General features: G+C 70.8%; 19 protein-coding genes. 10 read left to right on the top strand and 9 right to left on the bottom strand.

Annotated features, from left to right (window positions below; all coding sequences use genetic code 11):
• The first annotated feature begins 361 nt into the window (after window positions 1–361).
• The 3 genes from OHT77_RS40620 (at window position 362) to OHT77_RS40610 (ending at window position 3398) form a co-directional block, all read left to right on the top strand.
• The gene (locus OHT77_RS40620; protein ID WP_328833357.1) at window positions 362–1969 is read left to right on the top strand and encodes a prenyltransferase/squalene oxidase repeat-containing protein; all 1608 of its coding nucleotides are present in this window, start codon (window positions 362–364) and stop codon (window positions 1967–1969) included.
• A 31-nt stretch (window positions 1970–2000) separates the two neighbouring features.
• On the top strand, window positions 2001–2687 hold the full coding sequence (locus OHT77_RS40615) for an HAD family hydrolase (protein ID WP_328834472.1): 687 nt from the start codon (window positions 2001–2003) through the stop codon (window positions 2685–2687).
• 198 nt (window positions 2688–2885) lie between these two features.
• A complete protein-coding gene (locus OHT77_RS40610) occupies window positions 2886–3398 on the top strand; it encodes a DUF4232 domain-containing protein (protein ID WP_328833356.1) in 513 nt (170 codons plus the stop codon).
• An 81-nt stretch (window positions 3399–3479) separates the two neighbouring features.
• Here OHT77_RS40610 and OHT77_RS40605 read toward each other — a convergent pair whose 3' ends face one another.
• Together OHT77_RS40605 and OHT77_RS40600 are read right to left on the bottom strand one after the other, a co-directional pair.
• Window positions 3480–4502, bottom strand: coding sequence for an LLM class flavin-dependent oxidoreductase (locus tag OHT77_RS40605; RefSeq protein ID WP_266774796.1), 1023 nt, complete (start codon window positions 4500–4502; stop codon window positions 3480–3482).
• An 83-nt stretch (window positions 4503–4585) separates the two neighbouring features.
• Window positions 4586–5038 carry an Lrp/AsnC family transcriptional regulator gene (locus tag OHT77_RS40600; RefSeq protein WP_328833355.1) on the bottom strand — a complete coding sequence of 151 codons (453 nt, stop codon included), beginning with the start codon at window positions 5036–5038 and terminating at the stop codon, window positions 4586–4588.
• 111 nt (window positions 5039–5149) lie between these two features.
• On the opposite strand from OHT77_RS40600, the gene OHT77_RS40595 reads away from it, so the two are divergent.
• Window positions 5150–5770 carry a LysE family translocator gene (locus OHT77_RS40595; protein WP_328833353.1) on the top strand — a complete coding sequence of 207 codons (621 nt, stop codon included), beginning with the start codon at window positions 5150–5152 and terminating at the stop codon, window positions 5768–5770.
• Window positions 5771–6050: 280 nt separating this feature from the next.
• Window positions 6051–7073 carry a DNA-directed RNA polymerase subunit alpha gene (locus OHT77_RS40590; RefSeq protein WP_266774792.1) on the top strand — a complete coding sequence of 341 codons (1023 nt, stop codon included), beginning with the start codon at window positions 6051–6053 and terminating at the stop codon, window positions 7071–7073.
• Between the two features lie 305 nt (window positions 7074–7378).
• Here OHT77_RS40590 and OHT77_RS40585 read toward each other — a convergent pair whose 3' ends face one another.
• Window positions 7379–8290, bottom strand: a complete 912-nt coding sequence (locus tag OHT77_RS40585; RefSeq protein ID WP_328833352.1) for an ion transporter — start codon at window positions 8288–8290, stop codon at window positions 7379–7381.
• A 164-nt stretch (window positions 8291–8454) separates the two neighbouring features.
• Here OHT77_RS40585 and OHT77_RS40580 point away from each other — a divergent pair, with 164 nt between their 5' ends.
• Window positions 8455–8613: a twin-arginine translocase TatA/TatE family subunit gene (locus OHT77_RS40580; protein ID WP_328833351.1), complete on the top strand. Its 159-nt coding sequence runs from the start codon at window positions 8455–8457 to the stop codon at window positions 8611–8613.
• A 185-nt stretch (window positions 8614–8798) separates the two neighbouring features.
• Here the strand turns inward: OHT77_RS40580 and OHT77_RS40575 are convergent, their stop codons facing one another.
• On the bottom strand, window positions 8799–9374 hold the full coding sequence (locus OHT77_RS40575; RefSeq protein ID WP_266774789.1) for a TerD family protein: 576 nt from the start codon (window positions 9372–9374) through the stop codon (window positions 8799–8801).
• A gap of 159 nt (window positions 9375–9533) precedes the next feature.
• Between OHT77_RS40575 and OHT77_RS40570 the strand changes: the two genes are divergently transcribed.
• Window positions 9534–9989, top strand: a complete 456-nt coding sequence (locus OHT77_RS40570) for a sec-independent translocase (protein ID WP_328834471.1) — start codon at window positions 9534–9536, stop codon at window positions 9987–9989.
• 144 nt (window positions 9990–10133) lie between these two features.
• Here the strand turns inward: OHT77_RS40570 and OHT77_RS40565 are convergent, their stop codons facing one another.
• The 3 genes from OHT77_RS40565 to OHT77_RS40555 all read right to left on the bottom strand — a co-directional run bounded on the left by OHT77_RS40565 (window position 10134) and on the right by OHT77_RS40555 (window position 13886).
• Window positions 10134–10796, bottom strand: coding sequence for a lytic transglycosylase domain-containing protein (locus OHT77_RS40565; protein WP_328833350.1), 663 nt, complete (start codon window positions 10794–10796; stop codon window positions 10134–10136).
• A gap of 104 nt (window positions 10797–10900) precedes the next feature.
• Window positions 10901–13531, bottom strand: a complete 2631-nt coding sequence (gene mgtA, locus OHT77_RS40560; RefSeq protein WP_443048178.1) for a magnesium-translocating P-type ATPase — start codon at window positions 13529–13531, stop codon at window positions 10901–10903.
• Window positions 13524–13886, bottom strand: coding sequence for an ArsR/SmtB family transcription factor (locus OHT77_RS40555; RefSeq protein ID WP_328833349.1), 363 nt, complete (start codon window positions 13884–13886; stop codon window positions 13524–13526). The genes mgtA and OHT77_RS40555 overlap by 8 nt, the downstream gene beginning before the upstream one ends.
• 231 nt (window positions 13887–14117) lie before the next feature.
• Here OHT77_RS40555 and OHT77_RS40550 point away from each other — a divergent pair, with 231 nt between their 5' ends.
• Window positions 14118–14384, top strand: a complete 267-nt coding sequence (locus OHT77_RS40550) for a GlsB/YeaQ/YmgE family stress response membrane protein (protein ID WP_266774786.1) — start codon at window positions 14118–14120, stop codon at window positions 14382–14384.
• A gap of 21 nt (window positions 14385–14405) precedes the next feature.
• Here the strand turns inward: OHT77_RS40550 and OHT77_RS40545 are convergent, their stop codons facing one another.
• Entirely contained in the window at window positions 14406–14990 is a 585-nt protein-coding gene (locus tag OHT77_RS40545; RefSeq protein ID WP_328833348.1) for a TerD family protein, read from the bottom strand.
• A 25-nt stretch (window positions 14991–15015) separates the two neighbouring features.
• Complete coding sequence (locus OHT77_RS40540) at window positions 15016–15591, bottom strand: TerD family protein (RefSeq protein ID WP_328833347.1); 576 nt, start codon at window positions 15589–15591, stop codon at window positions 15016–15018.
• 257 nt (window positions 15592–15848) lie between these two features.
• Here OHT77_RS40540 and OHT77_RS40535 point away from each other — a divergent pair, with 257 nt between their 5' ends.
• Complete coding sequence (locus OHT77_RS40535; protein WP_328833346.1) at window positions 15849–16238, top strand: BlaI/MecI/CopY family transcriptional regulator; 390 nt, start codon at window positions 15849–15851, stop codon at window positions 16236–16238.
• 6 nt (window positions 16239–16244) lie between these two features.
• Window positions 16245–17177, top strand: coding sequence for a M56 family metallopeptidase (locus OHT77_RS40530; protein ID WP_328833345.1), 933 nt, complete (start codon window positions 16245–16247; stop codon window positions 17175–17177).
• The last annotated feature ends 4 nt before the right edge of the window (window positions 17178–17181 follow it).

Raw genomic sequence — 17181 nt, 5'->3', positions numbered from 1 at the left:
ATCAGACCGCCCAGCAAACCGATCAGAACCAAGGTGATCATGCGATTCAGCCTCCGGGATAAGCGCCGGCTTTCCCGGCCCGCTCACCCCTGATCCGAAACTGCTCACACTTCTGGATTGGTCCACGCCCGTCCCCATCCCGCGAATCGGTAATTCCGCGGGGATTTCCGTCCGGCGCCACACGGGGGCGCGTTTCGCACAAACGTAGGAACCAGCGTGTTTCACGCGCCCCCCTGAGGAGTGGTTTGCCTCTCGCGCCCTTTCTGGGGCGCCTCGCCGACGACGACATTGGACCTGTCCCCCGTTCGACGACGGACAGGAACACATGTTCCGTCGCCAAGGAGCAGACAGGAGCGCGCCGTTGACGACGGACAGGATCGGCCTGGTCGACCCATGGACGACAGTCGGGCGGGAACAGGCGGGCTCAGAGGCCGAGTTGGCGGCTGCCCGACATCGGGTGTCAGCGTTTCTCGGCGCGACCGTCGACGCCGACGGCGGGGTACGGCGGCCGTGCTCCAGCCGGACGCTGGAATCGGCGTTGCTGCTCGTGTTGTTGCGCAGGCGAGACAGCCATCCCGAGCAAGTACGGCGCCTCGCTGCCTACTTGGCCGCCCCGCAGGCACAAGTCACCGGGTTCGAAACGGCGTTGGCCCAGGCGGTCCTGCACGGCCGGACTACCGCCACCGACGTCGTCGGCGACGAACTCCTGGCCGGCTTCGACCACTTCTCCCTCACCCGCAAGCGGCTCCTCTTCGACGTCCATCTCGCCGTGACGGGCGCGATTTCCTTCGACCAGTCCATGCTCCGCCCGCCGCGTACGACGGCTCCGGACGACGGCGCGGACAACTCCGTCAGCTGGATCGAGCTGATCATGCTCAGCGTCCGGGTCCTGGTCGCCCACGGCCTGGGCCGGACCGAGGAGATCAGCTACGCGGAACAGCACCGGCTCCTCACCCTCCTGGGCTCCAGCCGCGCGCCGGTCTGGGAGAACTACCCCATGGCACACCTCCTGGCCCTGCTGGCCGTGGAGCACTTCGCCCCCGAACACCCGCTGGTCGACAGCGGTGTCACCGCCCTGCTGGCAAGCTGCAACCCCGACGGCGGCGCGCCCAGCATCGCGGACCTGCATGTGTTCACCACCGGATGCACGGGCCTGGCGCTGGCCCGCGCGAAGGCTGAACCCGCCCTCCTGCGCCGCCTGTGCGACTACCTCGTCCGGCAGCAACTGCCGGACGGCGGCTGGTCGTTCGGCGAGAACATGCGGCACACCGACATGGACGCCAGCGCGTACGCCGCGGCGTGTCTGGCCACCGTCGACCCCGTCCGCCACCGGACGACACTGGGGCGGGCCGCCGCCTACTTCCGGGGCATGGCGGGCAGCGACGGCGGGTTCCCGACCTACATGCGGGGCGACCCCTCGGAGGTCGGCATGACCGGGGGTGCGCTCAGCGCGCTGCCCTGGAGGGAGTTCGCGCCCGGCGGTCTGCCGGAGGACGCGGCCCGCTGGCTGCTCGACGCTCAGCACGCGGACGGCACGTTCGAGCGGAGCTGGAGCCTGAGCGAGGCCAACACGGTCTGGCGGGCGATGTGGGCGCTGCACTCGCTGCCCGACCCGACCCGCACCGCGCTGCACCGGCGCATCACCGCCGCGAACGCCGCGTCTCTACGGTTCCTCGCCCGGGCGCAGAACCGCGACGGCGGCTGGGGACACCGCCCGGGCGACCCCAGCGATGTCACCAGCACCTGTTACTCCCTGCTCGCCCTCTCGGCCATGGGCCGGCGCCCGGACCATGACCCGATCGTGCGAGCGGGCGTAGCGCATCTCCTGTCGCGGCAGGACCGGGACGGGACGTTCACCGCGCCGCCGGACCAAGTCGCCCCGCGCCCGCTGCTGTTCGACGCGCCGGTCTTCACCGACATCTGGGTCCTGCTGGCACTCACCAGCTGCGACACCGACTGGAACTGGTGAACTCCCGAGAGGAGGACCGACCGAGGTGGACATGAACAGCGCCCCGCGCACCCAGGCTCCCGGCCCGCCGCACTCACCCGAACCGCCGCCCCCGGTCGACCGATCCGCGCCCGCGCCACTACCCGTGCCGGTCAAGCAACCCCTGACGCACCCCGCTTTTGACGCGTACGCCTTCGACTTCGACGGCACTCTCGCCGACACCGCCGACGTCAACCACCGCGCGGTACGCGCCTCGCTGGCCGCGCACGGGGTCACCGTGTCCCTGGCCTGGGTGGTCGCCGCGCCGGTGTTCACCGCCGCTCAGTTGCGCCGCCGGCTCGGCCTCACTCCGGCGGCCCTGCCCGAGGAGACGTTCGTCGAGGCCGCCCGCGCCTACTGGTTGACGCACACCGACCTCATCAGACCGATACACGCCACCGCGCGCATCGCCCGCGCCGCCGCCGCGCACGCCCCGGTCGCGGTCGTGTCGGCCAACTACAGCGACATCGTCCGGCGGGGTCTGACGGTCGTAGGACTCGACGACCTGCCCTGGACCGTCGTTGGCCGTGACGACGTCCCCCATGCCAAACCCGCCCCCGACGCCTATCTGCACGCCGCGCGTCTCCTGGACGTGGCTCCCGGCCGGTGCCTGGCCCACGAGGACACCGACGACGGCATCGCGGCGGCCACGGCGGCGGGCATGAACGTGGTCGACATCAGGCGCCGTCCCTGGCAATGAGCCGACCGGCCGGGGAACGACCAACTGGCCGATTCCGTCTGGCAGTTCGAGGACGACAGCGATGCTTGAGGAACCTTTGGGTCAACTGTCACTGAACCAGGACATTTTGCGCGAGATGTGAGGGCAGGATGGGCGTTGACCATGTTTCTGACGGTGAACACCCGTCAGGGGCATAGAACAAGGCAAGGAGTGTTCTTGATGCGCACCAACCGGAAGATCGCCGTCAGCCTCGTCACGGCCGCCGTACTGGCGGGCGTCGGAGGAGCGGGGATCGCGCAGGCGGCACCGGCGGCGAACGGGAGCGCCCGCCCCTCCGCCTGCCGACCGGCCAACCACACCGCGAAGATCACCGCGGACACCTCCAGCGCGGGCCACCGTCACTACCGCGTCACCCTGACGGCGCCGCGCGGCTACGCGTCGTGCAAGCTCGCCGGCTCGCCCACCGGCGTGCGGTTCACCAACCACGGCACGGGCACCGGGGTCACGCCGCACAGCTACGGCGGCCAGCGGACCGCCGTGACCTTCGGCCCGGGCCACCCGGTGCACTTCGACATCCAGGTCCCGAACAACGCCCGGAGCAAGGCCGCGAACGAGGCGTCGTTCACGCTGCGCACCCCGGGCGGCGGCCAGATCCCCGGCAAGTCCTTCGCCGAGGGCCGGCTCAAGGTCGCCGCCGGCACCCAGATCGGCCCGGTCCAGCGCGGCGCCTGACCTTCCGCACCCCGTCCACCCGGTGGCGTCCTGCGACAGTTTCTCTGTCGCGGGGCGCCATCGGCGTTTCCGTGCGGGAGTTCAGCGCCAGCCGAGCTCCGGGGCGACCTGGGTCAGGATGCTCTCCAGGACATGGGCGTTGTAGTCGACGCCGAGCTGGTTCGGGACGGTGAGCAGGAGGGTGTCCGCGGCCTGGATGGCCTCGTCCTCACGGAGTTGCTTCACGAGGACGTCCGGTTCGGCGGCGTACGAGCGTCCGAAGATCGCCCTGGTCGTGTCGTCGATCATGCCGACCTGGTCCCGCGACTCGCGGTCGTGGCCGAAGTAGGCCCGGTCCATGTCGTTGGTCAGGGCGAAGATGCTGCGGCTGACGGAGACCCGCGGCTCATGCGTGTGCCCGGCCTCCTTGTACGCCTCGCGGTACGCCTCGATCTGCTTGCGCTGCTGGACGTGCAGCGGTTCGCCCGTCTCGTCGTCCTTCAGGGTGGAACTCTGCAGGTTCATCCCCAGCTGCGCGGCCCACACGGCGGTCGCGTTCGAGCTGGAGCCCCACCAGATCCGGTCGCGCAGCCCCTCGGAGTACGGCTCGACACGCAGCAGTCCCGGCGGGTTGGGGAACATCGGCCGCGGGTTCGGCCGCGCGAAACCGTCGCCCTCGATCACCTTGAGGAAGGCCTCGGCGTGCTGCCGGGCCATGTCCGCGCCGGTCTCGCCTTCCGCGGGCGCGTAACCGAAGTAGCGCCAGCCGTCGATCACCTGCTCCGGTGACCCACGGCTGATGCCGAGCTGGAGCCGGCCGCCGGAGATGAGGTCGGCGGCGCCCGCGTTCTCGGCCATGTACAGCGGGTTCTCGTACCGCATGTCGATCACGCCGGTGCCGATCTCGATCTTCGAGGTCCGCGCCCCGATGGCCGAGAGCAGCGGGAACGGGCTGCCCGCCTGCTGCGCGAAGTGGTGCACGCGGAAGTACGCGCCGTCCACGCCCAGTTCCTCGGCGGCGACCGCCAGATCGATGGACTGGTGCAGGAAGTCGGCGCCCGACCGGGTCTTCGAATGCGGACTCGGCGACCAGTGACCGAACGAAAGGAAACCTATCTTCTTCACGCAGGTCACAGCACCTGAGGGCCCTGTTTGATTCCCGCACCGGCACGGTGTGACGACGGTGCCGCGGCTCGTCCGCTCGGTGGCTATTCCGGGAGCGGCCGGTCCTGGACGACGTTCTTCATGACCAGGGTGGACGTCAGCCGCTGGACACCCGGGAGCCGGGCGAGCTGCCGGTCGTAGAGCTGCTGGAAGGCGTCGAGGTCCGCAGTCGCGACCCGGAGGAGGTAGTCGGGCTCGCCGAACAGCCGCTGCGCCTGCAGCACATGGGGCACGGCGGACACGGCCTCCTCGAAGGCGGTGACGGTGTCGGGGGTCTCCCAGCGCAGGGTGACGAAGACGAGGGCCTCGAAGTTCAGGCCCACGGCGGCCGGGTCGACGGCGGCGCGGTAGCCGCGGATCGCACCCTGGCGTTCGAGGTCGCGCAGCCGTCGGTGGCACGGCGACACGCTGAGCTGCACGCGGGCGGCCAGTTCGGTGATGGTCAGTCGGCCGTCGAGCTGCAGCTCGGTCAGAATCTTCCGGTCCAGGGCGTCCATGGCGAAGATTCTCCCTCGGATCTCGCGATCATGGGGTAAATGCGCAAACACCTTCGGGCGTATCCCGCCTAGCTTTCCCTCCAGGGCAGGACGTGCGAGAGGGAACGATCGATGGATACGACGACACTGGCGGCCTTCCTGGCCGTGGACCTGCTGCTGGTGTTCACGCCGGGCGCGGACTGGGCCTACGCGATCTCCGCCGGACTGCGGGGCCGCTCGGTCGTCCCGGCCGTCACGGGGCTGATCGCCGGGCACGCGGCCTACGCACTCGTGGCCGTCGCGGGCCTGGCGGTGATCGTGGCGAACTCCCCGACCGCGCTCACCGCCCTGACCGTGGCGGGGGCCGGTTACCTGCTCTGGCTGGGCTGGGGCGTCCTGCGGCAACCGGCCGTACCGACGGCGGCCGCCGACGAGCGCGCGGACACCTCCCGTCTGCAGGCCGTGCTCAGGGGCGCCGGGATAAGCGGCCTCAACCCCAAGGCGCTGCTGCTGTACTTCTCGCTGTTCCCGCAGTTCATCCACCCGGCCACGGGCTGGCCGGTCGCCGCGCAGACCGGGCTGCTCAGCACCGTGCACCTGACCGCGTGCGCCGTCGTCTACCTCGGCGTGGGCCTCCTGTCGCGGACGGTCCTGAGCACCCGCCCCTCGGCGGCCCTGGCCGTCACCCGCGTCAGCGGTGCCATGATGATCGCCATCGGCGGCTTCCTGCTGGTGGAAGGCCTGGCCCGCTGAGGGATCCGCACCGTCCCGCTCCAGTTCCACCCGACCCGGATCCAGGGAGAGCACCAACGTCGCCTTGAGAAGGCCCGTCGCGCACCGGTGGTCGGCCGTCCACGGGTACGGTGATCTTCGGGCGGCAATGGCGGAGGAAAAAGCGCGATAGCCTCTTCGCCGCGTCGGGTAAACGGGCGGTTCGGCCACGGCGGAGACCGTATCCCCCGCGCGGCCCCGTACGCTTCGTGGTGTCCACGGCGTCACATAGCGGGCGCCACACCACTGGAGGCAACACCACGTGCTGATCGCTCAGCGTCCGTCCCTCACCGAAGAGGTCGTCGACGAGTTCCGCTCCCGGTTCGTCATCGAGCCGCTGGAGCCGGGCTTCGGCTACACCCTCGGCAACTCCCTGCGTCGTACGCTCCTCTCCTCGATCCCCGGCGCTGCTGTCACCAGCATCCGGATCGACGGTGTCCTGCACGAGTTCACCACCGTGCCGGGCGTCAAGGAGGACGTCACCGACCTGATCCTCAACATCAAGCAGCTGGTCGTCTCCTCGGAGCACGACGAGCCGGTCGTGATGTACCTGCGCAAGCAGGGCCCGGGTCTGGTCACCGCCGCCGACATCGCGCCCCCGGCCGGTGTCGAGGTGCACAACCCCGACCTCGTCCTCGCCACGCTCAACAGCAAGGGCAAGCTGGAGATGGAGCTGACCGTCGAGCGCGGTCGCGGCTACGTCTCCGCCGTGCAGAACAAGCAGGTCGGTCAGGAGATCGGGCGCATCCCGGTCGACTCGATCTACTCGCCCGTGCTGAAGGTCACGTACAAGGTCGAGGCGACCCGTGTCGAGCAGCGCACCGACTTCGACAAGCTCATCGTCGACGTCGAGACGAAGCAGGCCATGCGTCCCCGTGACGCCATGGCGTCGGCCGGCAAGACCCTGGTCGAGCTGTTCGGTCTCGCCCGCGAGCTGAACATCGACGCCGAGGGCATCGACATGGGCCCGTCCCCCGTGGACACCGCCCTTGCCGCCGACCTCGCCCTGCCGATCGAGGAGCTGGAGCTCACGGTCCGCTCCTACAACTGCCTCAAGCGCGAAGGCGTCCACTCGGTGGGCGAGCTTCTCGCTCGTTCCGAGGCCGACCTGATGGACATCCGCAACTTCGGTGCGAAGTCCATCGACGAGGTCAAGGAGAAGCTGGCCGGCATGGGCCTGGCCCTGAAGGACAGCCCGCCCGGACTGAACCTGGCGGCCGCCGCCGACACCTATGGTGCCGACGACGACGTGGACGCCGGTTTCGTGGAGACCGAGCAGTACTGAGCACCACGCTGTCGAGCGACCTCGACCGGTTTCGCGCCGACGCACCGCCATGCGGTCCGGGCCGAACGTCGCAGGTCGCTCGGCCGTTTCACGGGCGGTTCGTCGGCGCGGGTGCGGGTGTGGGTGTCGGCTGCCCGGGACCCGCACCCCGAGCCTTCAGACACCGGACGTGAACTGAGGCATCGGCTCCCGGCCGGCTGAGAGCCCCCTCGCAGTGCCGCCCGACGGACGCGTGGCCGACCTTGCGTCGGCCCCGCGTCGGTGGGGACTGCGGGACGCTCGCGCGTGACCGTACGGCGGCTGCCTCACGCCACGGGCCGCCGCTCGTCCGCGGCCCGCCCGACCGACCGGGCAAGGTCCTCTTCGAGGTCGTCGAGCGCCCGGCGGGCAGCGGCGACGCGTTCCAGCAGCAGGCGGCTGTCCTCGTCGTCCGACCCGGGCGCGGACCGCTGCGGAAGCTCATCCCGTTCCGTCTCGCGCGCGTCGTCCAGGGACGTCAGGACCACCCCGATCAGGACGTTGACCAGGACGAACGAAGCCAGCAGCACGTACGAGGCGTAGTAGAGCAGGCTCCAGCGGGAGATCTCCAGGCCGGTGTGGACGGCGTCGCCGATGCCGTCCAGGGTCATCAGCAGGAACAGAGTGAGGACCGCGCGGCCGATGGAGCCGTAGTGCTCGGGGTCGTGGTGGCCGAAGAAGACCCAGCCGACCATCGCGTAGACGTACAGCACAAGACCGCCGACGAGCAGGAAGCTCAGCGTGCCGGGCAGGCTGCGGGCGACGGCGACCAGGACGACCCGCAGCTGGGGCAGGAAGCGGGCGGTACGCAGGACGCGGGCGAGGCGCAGCAGTCGTAGCACCGTGGTGTTCTCGCGTACGACGGGCAGGAAGGCGCAGAGGACGACGGCCAGGTCGAAGAGGTTCCAGGGGTCCTTGGCGAAGTCACGCGGGCGGTCGGCATGGGCGGCGAGGCGGAGCAGGATCTCGACGGTGAACGCGACCAGACAGGCGTGCTCGGCGAGCCGTAACCAGTGGCGCCACTCCGCGACCAGGCCCGGGTACGTCTCGATGCCCAGGAGTGCGGCGTTGGCGAGGATGACGCCGAAGACCGTGAGGGCGAACCAGCGGGCGTCGGTGATGGCCTGGCAGCGGCGTGCCAGTTCCTGCCGGGCTGTTCGGGGTGCCGTCTCGAGTGCGGGGTCGTGTGGGTACGGCATCCTGCTGCCTCTGCTCCTTCGCGCCGTCTCTCGCCCCGGCCAACCGGACTGGCAGGCGGGGTTGTTGAGAGATCACACCTCAGGAGAGACTTCTACAGCACTGTAGATTCAAGCGTGCGGCCGGTACGCCGTAGCGGCCCCGCTCCCGGGAGAAAGCAGACCTGATGTTCGGCTTGAGCGAACTGGCCGTGATCCTTCTCGTCGTCGTGGTCGTCCTGGGCGTCAAGAAGCTGCCGGAGCTGACACGTTCGGCGGGCAAGGCGACCCGGATCTTCAAGAGCGAGGCCAGGGCACTCAAGGAGGACGACACCCGGCGGCCGTGACGGCTCGGGGCGTGCGGGCGGGGGTGGGGCGCGTCGGCGTCGTGACGGGACGGGGCGCGAGAGGGCGGCCCCGAACCCCTGTCGCCGCATCCGGCGCGGATGCCTACCGCTCGCCGCTTCCCCCGACTCCCCCGCTCTCCGCCGCGCGGCCCCGCCCCCACAGCGGGTCCGCGCTCACGGCGGTGTCAGACGTTGACCCCGAAGTCCGAGGCGATGCCGGCCAGTCCGGAGGCATAGCCCTGGCCGACCGCCCGGAACTTCCACTCCGCGCCGTGCCGGTACAGCTCGCCGAAGACCATCGCGGTCTCCGACGACGCGTCCTCGGAGAGGTCGTAGCGGGCGATCTCTCCGTTGTTCGCCTGGTTCACCACCCGGATGAACGCGTTGCGGACCTGGCCGAAGCTCTGGCCGCGGGCTTCCGCGTCATGGATGGACACCGGGAAGACGATCTTGTCGATCTCGGCGGGTACGGCCGCGAGGTTCACCTTGATGCTCTCGTCGTCGCCCTCGCCCTCACCGGTGAGGTTGTCGCCGGTGTGCTCCACCGAGCCGTCCGGGCTCCTGAGGTTGTTGTAGAAGACGAAGTGCTGGTCGGAGACGACCTTGCCCGACGCGTTCAACAACAAGGCGGAGGCGTCCAGGTCGTAGTCCGCGCCGGTCGTGGTGCGGACGTCCCAGCCGAGCCCGACGAGCACCGCCGTAAGTCCCGGCACCTCCTTGCTCAGTGAAACGTTGCCGCCCTTGCCCAGGGAAACTCCCACGGCTCTTTCCTCCTGACTATCGCCTTCTGTACGTCACTTGGTTCCAACGCGGAACCCGACCCGACGGTTCCCATACTTGCGCAACAGCTAAAGTGATCCGCACCGGGTGGAGCCATGACGACAGGCGAGCCGGCCGGTACGGACAGCGAGGAGCGGCGGATGTTCCCGGACGTAGGACTGCCGGAACTGTTCACACTGGCGATTCTTGCCGTCCTGCTCTTCGGTCCGGACAGGTTGCCGGAGATCATCCAGAGCGCGGCGGAGTTCGTGCGCAAGGTGCGGGCGATCTCCGACGGCGCGAAGGAGGAGATCCGTACCGAACTGGGGCCCGAGTTCAAGGACTTCGAGTTCGAGGATCTGCATCCGAAGGCGTTCGTGCGCAAGCACCTGCTCGACGGGGACGGCGCCGGTCTCGACCTTGGCCTGGACGACATCCGCAACGCCCTTGATCCGAGGCGGGAGTTGACGGAGGTGGCCGAAGCCGTACGGGAGGCCGCGGACCGCACGGAACCGGGAACGGCGGCGCCCGCGGTGACGCTGGAGAAGACGGCCCGGCGCCCCGAGAAAGCCACCCGGCGCCCCGAGGGTGCCGCCTTCGACCCCGACGCCACCTGATTCCGCGCTCCGCGACGGCCGAGCCCCTCCGGTCCATGTCACCCAACATGCCCCGGCACAGCGAGACCGGTCTGGGCCTCGGCTACGTACCAGAAGCTGCTGGAGGGCGACGCTGCCAACCCCCCCCCCCGGCGAGGAGGGAGTTCACCCTCCGACGGCCTTTCCCGCCTTGGCCCAGTTGGTGTGCAGGCGGTCGAGGTAGGACTGGGCCTGGGTGCCCGGTGTCGTACCGGCCGCGAAGGCGAGCATGTTCCCGGCACCGGTGTTGTAGCCGAGCGCGAGGAGTTGGTCGCGGCTGAGGGAGGAGCGCCAGGTCGGGGGGAGTTGGGCGGACAGGTCGTGCAGGTACCAGGCCTCGGCCTCGATGGCGAGGTCGCGGTCGTCGGGGAGTTCGTCCCAGCTCCGGTCGGCGAAGTCCCGGCCCTTCTTGACCTCGTCGAAGGTGGCGCGGTGCATGTTCGCGATGCCGAAGGCCGCGTCCGGCTTGTACTTCTGCCAGGCCCGCTCCAAGGCCGGGTCGTGCGGCTTGTACGCCTCGTTGTAGAGGACCGCCATCACCAACTGGGCGCTGACATCGGCCTGTTGGGCCCGGGTGCGGACCTGGACGGCGTAGGCGGCGGGGTCGTAGGCCGAGGGGGACGCCGTGGCGGAGGGGCTGGTCGGGGCGGCGGACGTGGCCGGTCCGGTCGTCCCGGTCGAGGGTGACGTGGCGGCCTGCGGGGTGTCGGCCGCCCGCACGATCACGTAGACGACGACCGCGAAGATCACCAGCGTGAGCCAGCGCCCCCGTGTCCGGGGTTCGGCCATCTCCCGCCTTCCCTCGGGGCCACCTGTGCGTTCGGCACCAGAACGTACCGGTAAACCCTTGTACAGCACATGGATTAAGGCCCGTGTGAAGCACCGCGAGCCGGTCAGCCGGGACCGGTCAGGTGCCGTTCCGCCCGCGACCTGACCGCCGTCAGACCGACCGCGTAGAGCACGAGGACCGCGGCCAGCAGCAGGTAGTAGACGGCGGGCAGCGGGGTGAGGCCCAGCAGCGAGCCGAGCGGGGTGAACGGCAGCAGCAGTCCTACGGCGGTGAGCGCGCCCGCCGCCCACCCGATCGGGCCGGGCCTGCGGCCCTCGGCCGTGTGGCGTCCGGCGCGCAGGAGCAGCATCACCAGGGCCTGGGTGATGAGGTTCTCGGTGAACCAGCCGGAGTGGAACACCGCCTCGTCGTCGAGGCCGTCGGGGCCGTAGAGGGCGAAGGCGAGGACGCCGAAGGTGGCGAGGTCGGCGACGGCGTTGAGGGCGCCGAAGCCGACGATGAAGCGGAGCAGGTCGCGCGGGCGGAGCACGGTCGGGCGGCGCAGCACCGCGGGGTGGGGGCGGTCGTGGGCGAAGGCGAGCTGGGCGCCGTCGAAGCACAGGTTCTGTGCCAGCACCTGGGCCGGGAGCATCGGCAGATAGGGCAGGAGGAGGCCGGCGGCGAGCATCGCGATGACGTTGCCGAGGTTCGAGGAGAGGGTGATCCGCAGGTAGGTGGCGATGTTGCCGCCCGCGTACCGTCCGGCGGCGATGCTGTGGCCGATCGCGGTGAGGTTCTTCTCGGCGAGGACCACGTCGGCGCTGTCCCTGGCGACGGCCACGGCCTCGCGCGGGGCGATGCCGACGTCGGCCGCGCGCAGGGCGGGCAGGTCGTTGACGCCGTCGCCGAGGTAACCGACGGTGTGGCCGCCCGCGCGCAGGGCCGTCGCGATGCGGGCCTTGTGCTCGGGGGTGCAGCGGGCGAAGACGGTGATGCGGGACGCGGTCGCGGCGAGGTCGCCGTCGTCGAGCTGCTCGATGCGGTCGGCGGTGAGGACACCGTCCGGGGGGACGGCGATGCCCAGGTCGCGGCAGGCGCGGGCGGCGGTGCCCGGATGGTCGCCGGTGAGGATCTTGACGGTGACGCCCCGGTCGGCGAGGACCTTCAGCGCTTCGGCGGCGGTGGGGGCGAGGTCGTCCTTGAGGGTAACGAACCCCCGGAAGGTGAGCCCGCGTTCGTCGGCGCGGGCGTGGACGCGGGTGCGGGCGGGGAGTTCGGCGAGGGCGACCGCCAGGACGCGCAGTCCGTCGTCGGCGTGGGTGGCGGCGAGGGCGAGCAGCTTGTCGCGCTCCTCCGCCGTCAGGGCGCAGCGTTCCAGTACGGCTTCCACGGCGCCCTTGACGACGAGGGTGTGCGTGCCGAGCCGGCCGGGTGCGCGGACGACGGCGGTGGAGAGGCGCCGTACCGGATCGAAGGGAAGGGCGGCCACCCCGTCGTAGGCCATGAGGTCGTCCTCGTCGACCGCGTCCAGGACCGCTTCGTCGAGGGCATCGGGGGCGGGCAGGTCGGCGAGTTGGAGGGTCCACCAGGCGTTCACGGCGGCCCAGCGGAGCACCTCGGGGTCGTCCTGGCCGTCCGGGCCGAGGGCGCGGTCGAGGACCGGGCGGTCCCGGGTGAGCGTGCCCGTCTTGTCCAGGCAGAGCACGTCGACGGCGCCGAGGTCGTGCAGTGCGGGCAGCCGCTTGACGATGACGCCGTGGGTGCGGGCCAGCAGGGAGGCGCCGCGGGCGAGGCAGATGGTGACGATGACCGGCAGCATCTCCGGGGTCAGTCCGACGGCCACCGCGACGGAGAAGGGCAGCGTCTCCAGGCCGCGGTCACGCAGGGTCGCGTTGGCCATGAGGACCAGCGGCGGGGTCAGCAGCATGAACCGGATGAGGATCCAGGAGATGCCGTGCACCGACCGGTCGAAGGCGCTCGCCTCGCGCCGGGCACCGCCCCGGCCGTGAGCGGCGGCGAACCGGGTCCGCGCGCCGGTCTCCACGACGACCGCGGTGGCGCTCCCGGACGCGACGCCGCTCCCCTGGAAGCAGAGCTGAGGCTGGTCGAACACTCCGCCGGAAGCCGCGCTCGCGGTGTCGTCGGCGGCCTTCGGCACGGGCGCCGACTCGCCCGTGAGCGCTGCCTGGTGCACGGTCAGGCCCTGGGCGCGCAGCAGTCGTACGTCGGCCGGGACCAGGTCGCCCGGGCCGAGCCGGATCACGTCGCCGGGCACCAGGTCGTCCACGGGGATCTCCCGGGCGTCCGGCGGCGCGTCCTCGTCCGCTCGGCGCAGCACGGTGGCGGTGGTGGCGACCAGTCCGCGCAGCCCGGCCATGGACCGGCCGGCGCGGTACTCCCCCGAGGTGCGCAGCACACAACTGACCGCGACCAGCAGGAGGATGACGCATGCCGTGCCCCAGGAGGCGACCGCCGCCGAGACGAGGCCAAGGCCCAGCAGTACGGCGGTGAACGGATCGCGCAGACTCCGGATGAGCACGCGCGGCCAGGATGCCTCCCCGTGGGTGGGCAGGACGTTGGCCCCGTGGCGGGCCTGACGCTCCTCGGCCTCCGCCTCCGTCAGACCCCGCGGACCGCTGTCCAGCCGGCGCAGCGTCTGCAGCACGGTCGGCACTCCCGGTATCGGGCCGTCGTCACCGCGTGCGGGCTCGGGAGGGAGTACGCCGGTGTCCGAGGCCGCGGTGGTGTCAGCCACCGGTCCCGCGCAGGGTACGGGCGGGTGCGTAGGCCCCCTCGGCACGCGCGGCCAGCTGGCCGACCATGACCCGGACGACGGTGACGACGTCGGGGTCGTCGACGTAGTAGATCTGCCGTCGGCCGTCCCGGCGGGAGCGCACGAGGCCCGCCAGTTTCAGCTTCGCCAGATGCTGGCTCACGGCGGGCAGGGCGCCGCCGACCCGGTCCGCGAGGTGGGTGACATCGCACTCGCCCTGGGCCAGCGCCCACATCAGGTGCAACCGGGCCGCGGACGCCAGCAGCCCGAACGCGGCGGCCGCCTCCGCCAGCACCTCGGCGGACGGATCCTCGAAACCACCGATGCCCGCTGCCACAGCCCGCTCCCGTCCCGCCCTGATCGTCACGCGCCGTACCCGCGCCGCTCCAGTCTAGGTGTCCGGCCGCGCGCCCCTGCCGGACGGCACCCGCCCCAGGCGCGTGATCCGGCGCTGGTGGAGGGGCAGGCGGCCGTCCGGCTCCGCAACCGCACCCGCCCGGAATCGCGTCCTCACCAATGTCTTAGGGTTGCGCAACCGGGCAACCGACATTATCTGGAGGACAACGACGTGGGCATCATCGGCTGGATCATCCTCGGTCTGCTCGCCGGAGGCATAGCCAAGATCCTGCTCCCCGGACGCGACCCGGGCGGCTTCATCGGCACGACCCTCATCGGTGTCGCGGGCGCGTTCGTGGGCGGCTGGATCTCGGCCCGGTTCTTCGACCGCCCGGTGGAGAAGCAGTTCTTCGACCTCTACACCTGGGGTGCGGCGATCGGCGGCTCCCTCGTCCTGCTCATCGCCTACCGCGTCCTGTTCGGCAACTCGCGGGACTGACAGGGCAGTTGGGCAACACCGTCACAGATGGGCGGCGACGGCGGGCAGCAGGTCCTGGAACGTCCGGCCGGCCGCGGGCTCGCCGATCGCCTTCAACTGCCAGCTCCCGCCGTCGCGGTGGAGCTTCGCCATGATCTGCGCGGTGTGCGTGCCGCCGCCGCTGAGCGTGTAGCGGGCCAGCTCCTGCCCGTTGGTCTCGTCGACCAGCCGGCAGAAGGCGTTCTCCACTTCGGCGAAGGTCTGCCCGGTGAACGAGTTGACCGTGAAGACGATCTGGTCGACGCGGTCGGGGACTTGACCGAGATCGACGAGGATCATCTCGTCGTCACCGCCGGCGCCCGCGCCCCCGGTCAGGTTGTCCCCGGTGTGCCGGACGGAGCCGTCGTCACTCGTCAGATGCTGGAAGTAGACGACGTCGACCGGCTCGCGGCCGGCGAAGAGCAGCGCCGACGCGTCCAGGTCGATCTCGCGGGACCCGGCCAGCTTGGCCAGGAAACCCTTGCGGGGCGCGGCCTGCCAGCCGAGCCCCATCCGGACCGAACTCAGGCTGCTGCCATCCGACTTGCTCAGGCTGATCTGCTGGCCCTTGCCCAGGTTGACCGACATACGTGACCTCTCCTCGCGCCGGTTCTCAGACGCCCACGCCGAAGTCGGAGGCGATCCCCGCCAGGCCGGACGCGTAACCCTGGCCCACGGCACGGAACTTCCACTCGGCGCCGTTGCGGTACAGCTCGCCGAAGACCATCGCGGTCTCGGTCGAGGCGTCCTCGGAGAGGTCGTAGCGGGCGAGTTCGGTGCCACCGGCCTGGTTGACGACACGGATGAAGGCGTTGCGTACCTGGCCGAAGCTCTGCCCGCGGGACTCGCCGTCGTGGATCGAGACGGGGAACACGATCTTGTCGACCTCTGCGGGTACGGCAGCGAGGTCCACCTTGAGGGACTCGTCGTCGCCCTCGCCCTCACCGGTGGTGTTGTCACCGGTGTGCTCGACCGAACCGTCGGGGCTCTTGAGGTTGTTGTAGAAGACGAAGTGCTGGTCCGAGAGGACCTTGCCCGAGGCGTCGAGCAGCAGCGCCGAGGCGTCCAGGTCGAAGTCGGTGCCGGTCGTGGTGCGCACGTCCCAGCCGAGCCCGACCAGCACCGCCGAAAGGCCCGGCGCCTCCTTGCTCAGCGAAACGTTGCCACCCTTGGACAGGGAAACACCCATGAATCGTCCCTCCACACACGCCGACTGGTCCGGGCCCGCGGCGCGGACCCGCACTAGAATCTACAACAATGTAGAAATAATCGAGGCCGGACGGCACGGTCGACCGGCACCGCGTGGACACATCGCCCGGTACCGCGTGGGTGCATCGCCCGCTACCGCGTGGGTGCACCGCCCGGCACCGCGTCGACATGTCCACCGACACCGCGTCGATACGATGGGACGCTCACGACCCCGCACCAGCAGGCAGGAGACGGAACGTGGCGGAGCCTGATCCGCGCCCGCAGCGCAGGGCGCAGGGCGAGCTGGAGATCAAGGTGCTCGGCGTGCTGCGTACGGCCGACGCACCGGTGACCGCGGCCTGGGTGCAGGAGCGACTGGACGCCGCGCTCGCGTACACGACGGTGATGACCGTGCTGAGCCGACTGCTGGACAAGCAAGCCGTGACCCGCGTGCGGGAGGGCCGCTCGTTCGTCTGGTCGCCCGCCGCGGACGAGGCGGGACTCGCCGCGCTGAAGATGCGCAAGGTGCTCGACCGCGAGCAGGACCGCCGGGCGGTGCTGGCCAGCTTCATCACCGCGCTCCCCGACGACGACGAGCAACTGCTGCGCGATCTGCTCGACCAGGCCGCAGACGAGTCGGCGGGCTGACGTTCCGTGGGCGTCTTCGTCCTCCTGCCGCTCGTCCTGCCGCTGTCGGCCTGGCCGATCGCCCGCCTGGCCACCCAACATCTCCATCCGCGCACCGCCACAAGGCTGTTGAGCGTCATGGCCGCCGTCATGGGCCTGTGCAGCACGCTGTGCGTGGGCCTGCTCATGGTGGTCGGCACCGCCCAACTCCCGGGCAACCCACTGCCGGACGGCTGGTCGGACCCCGAGGTGCGGGAGAGCGTGCCGCACGACGAGATCGTGGGGAAGGCCGCGATCCCCGTACTGCTCGCGGTCGTCCTGGGCTGCGGCCGAACTCTCCTGCGCCACCGCCGAGTTCGGCGCAAGGCCCATGCGGCCCTCACCGGCCTGCGCGACACCTCGGTCGCGGTCCTCCCCGACGACGAGGCGTACGCCTACGCCCTCCCCGCCGGCCCACGCGACCGGATCGTGGTCACCACGGCGATGCTCGCCTGCCTCGACTCCCGTGAACGCCGGGCCCTGTTCGCCCACGAGCGGGCCCACCTCACCGCCCGGCACCACCGCCACCTGCTGATCGCCCAACTGGCCGCCCAGGCAAACCCGTTCCTGCTGCCACTGCGCACAGCCGTCTCCTACGTCACGGAGCGCTGGGCGGACGAGGAGGCCGCCCAGTCCGTCGGCAGCCGCAAGGCCGTCGCCCGCGCGATCGGCAAGGCGGCCCTCGTCTCCCGCGGCACCCCGGCACCGACCCTCCCGGCCCTCGCGGCACCGGGCCCACTCCCCCGCCGGGTCGCCGCTCTGCTGGCCCCGCCGCCTCCGGCCCGCGCGTGGCCGCCGCTCTTCACCACGGTGGGCCTGGCGCTCTGGAGCGCGGCGACGGGTGCGGCCCTCTCGGCGATGTTCTCGGCGAACTCGGCGGTGACGCTGTTGCTGCTCTTGCACGCGGCGACACCGCTGTAGGCAG

The sequence above is a fragment of the Streptomyces sp. NBC_00252 genome (genome assembly GCF_036187565.1).
In the GTDB taxonomy this organism is placed as follows: Bacteria; Actinomycetota; Actinomycetes; order Streptomycetales; family Streptomycetaceae; genus Streptomyces.
Note: the sequence above shows the minus strand (reverse complement) of the source record. Positions and strands in the feature narration are given on the sequence as shown.

Coding starts and splice junctions, on each gene's coding strand:
- OHT77_RS40595 (WP_328833353.1), top strand. CDS start 5,150: ATGGATACGACGACACTGGCGGCCTTCCTGGCCGTGGACCTGCTGCTG.
- OHT77_RS40565 (WP_328833350.1), bottom strand. CDS start 10,796: ATGGCCGAACCCCGGACACGGGGGCGCTGGCTCACGCTGGTGATCTTC.
- OHT77_RS40540 (WP_328833347.1), bottom strand. CDS start 15,591: ATGGGTGTTTCCCTGTCCAAGGGTGGCAACGTTTCGCTGAGCAAGGAG.
- OHT77_RS40570 (WP_328834471.1), top strand. CDS start 9,534: ATGTTCCCGGACGTAGGACTGCCGGAACTGTTCACACTGGCGATTCTT.
- OHT77_RS40545 (WP_328833348.1), bottom strand. CDS start 14,990: ATGTCGGTCAACCTGGGCAAGGGCCAGCAGATCAGCCTGAGCAAGTCG.
- OHT77_RS40610 (WP_328833356.1), top strand. CDS start 2,886: ATGCGCACCAACCGGAAGATCGCCGTCAGCCTCGTCACGGCCGCCGTA.
- OHT77_RS40580 (WP_328833351.1), top strand. CDS start 8,455: ATGTTCGGCTTGAGCGAACTGGCCGTGATCCTTCTCGTCGTCGTGGTC.
- OHT77_RS40600 (WP_328833355.1), bottom strand. CDS start 5,038: ATGGACGCCCTGGACCGGAAGATTCTGACCGAGCTGCAGCTCGACGGC.
- OHT77_RS40585 (WP_328833352.1), bottom strand. CDS start 8,290: ATGCCGTACCCACACGACCCCGCACTCGAGACGGCACCCCGAACAGCC.
- OHT77_RS40615 (WP_328834472.1), top strand. CDS start 2,001: ATGAACAGCGCCCCGCGCACCCAGGCTCCCGGCCCGCCGCACTCACCC.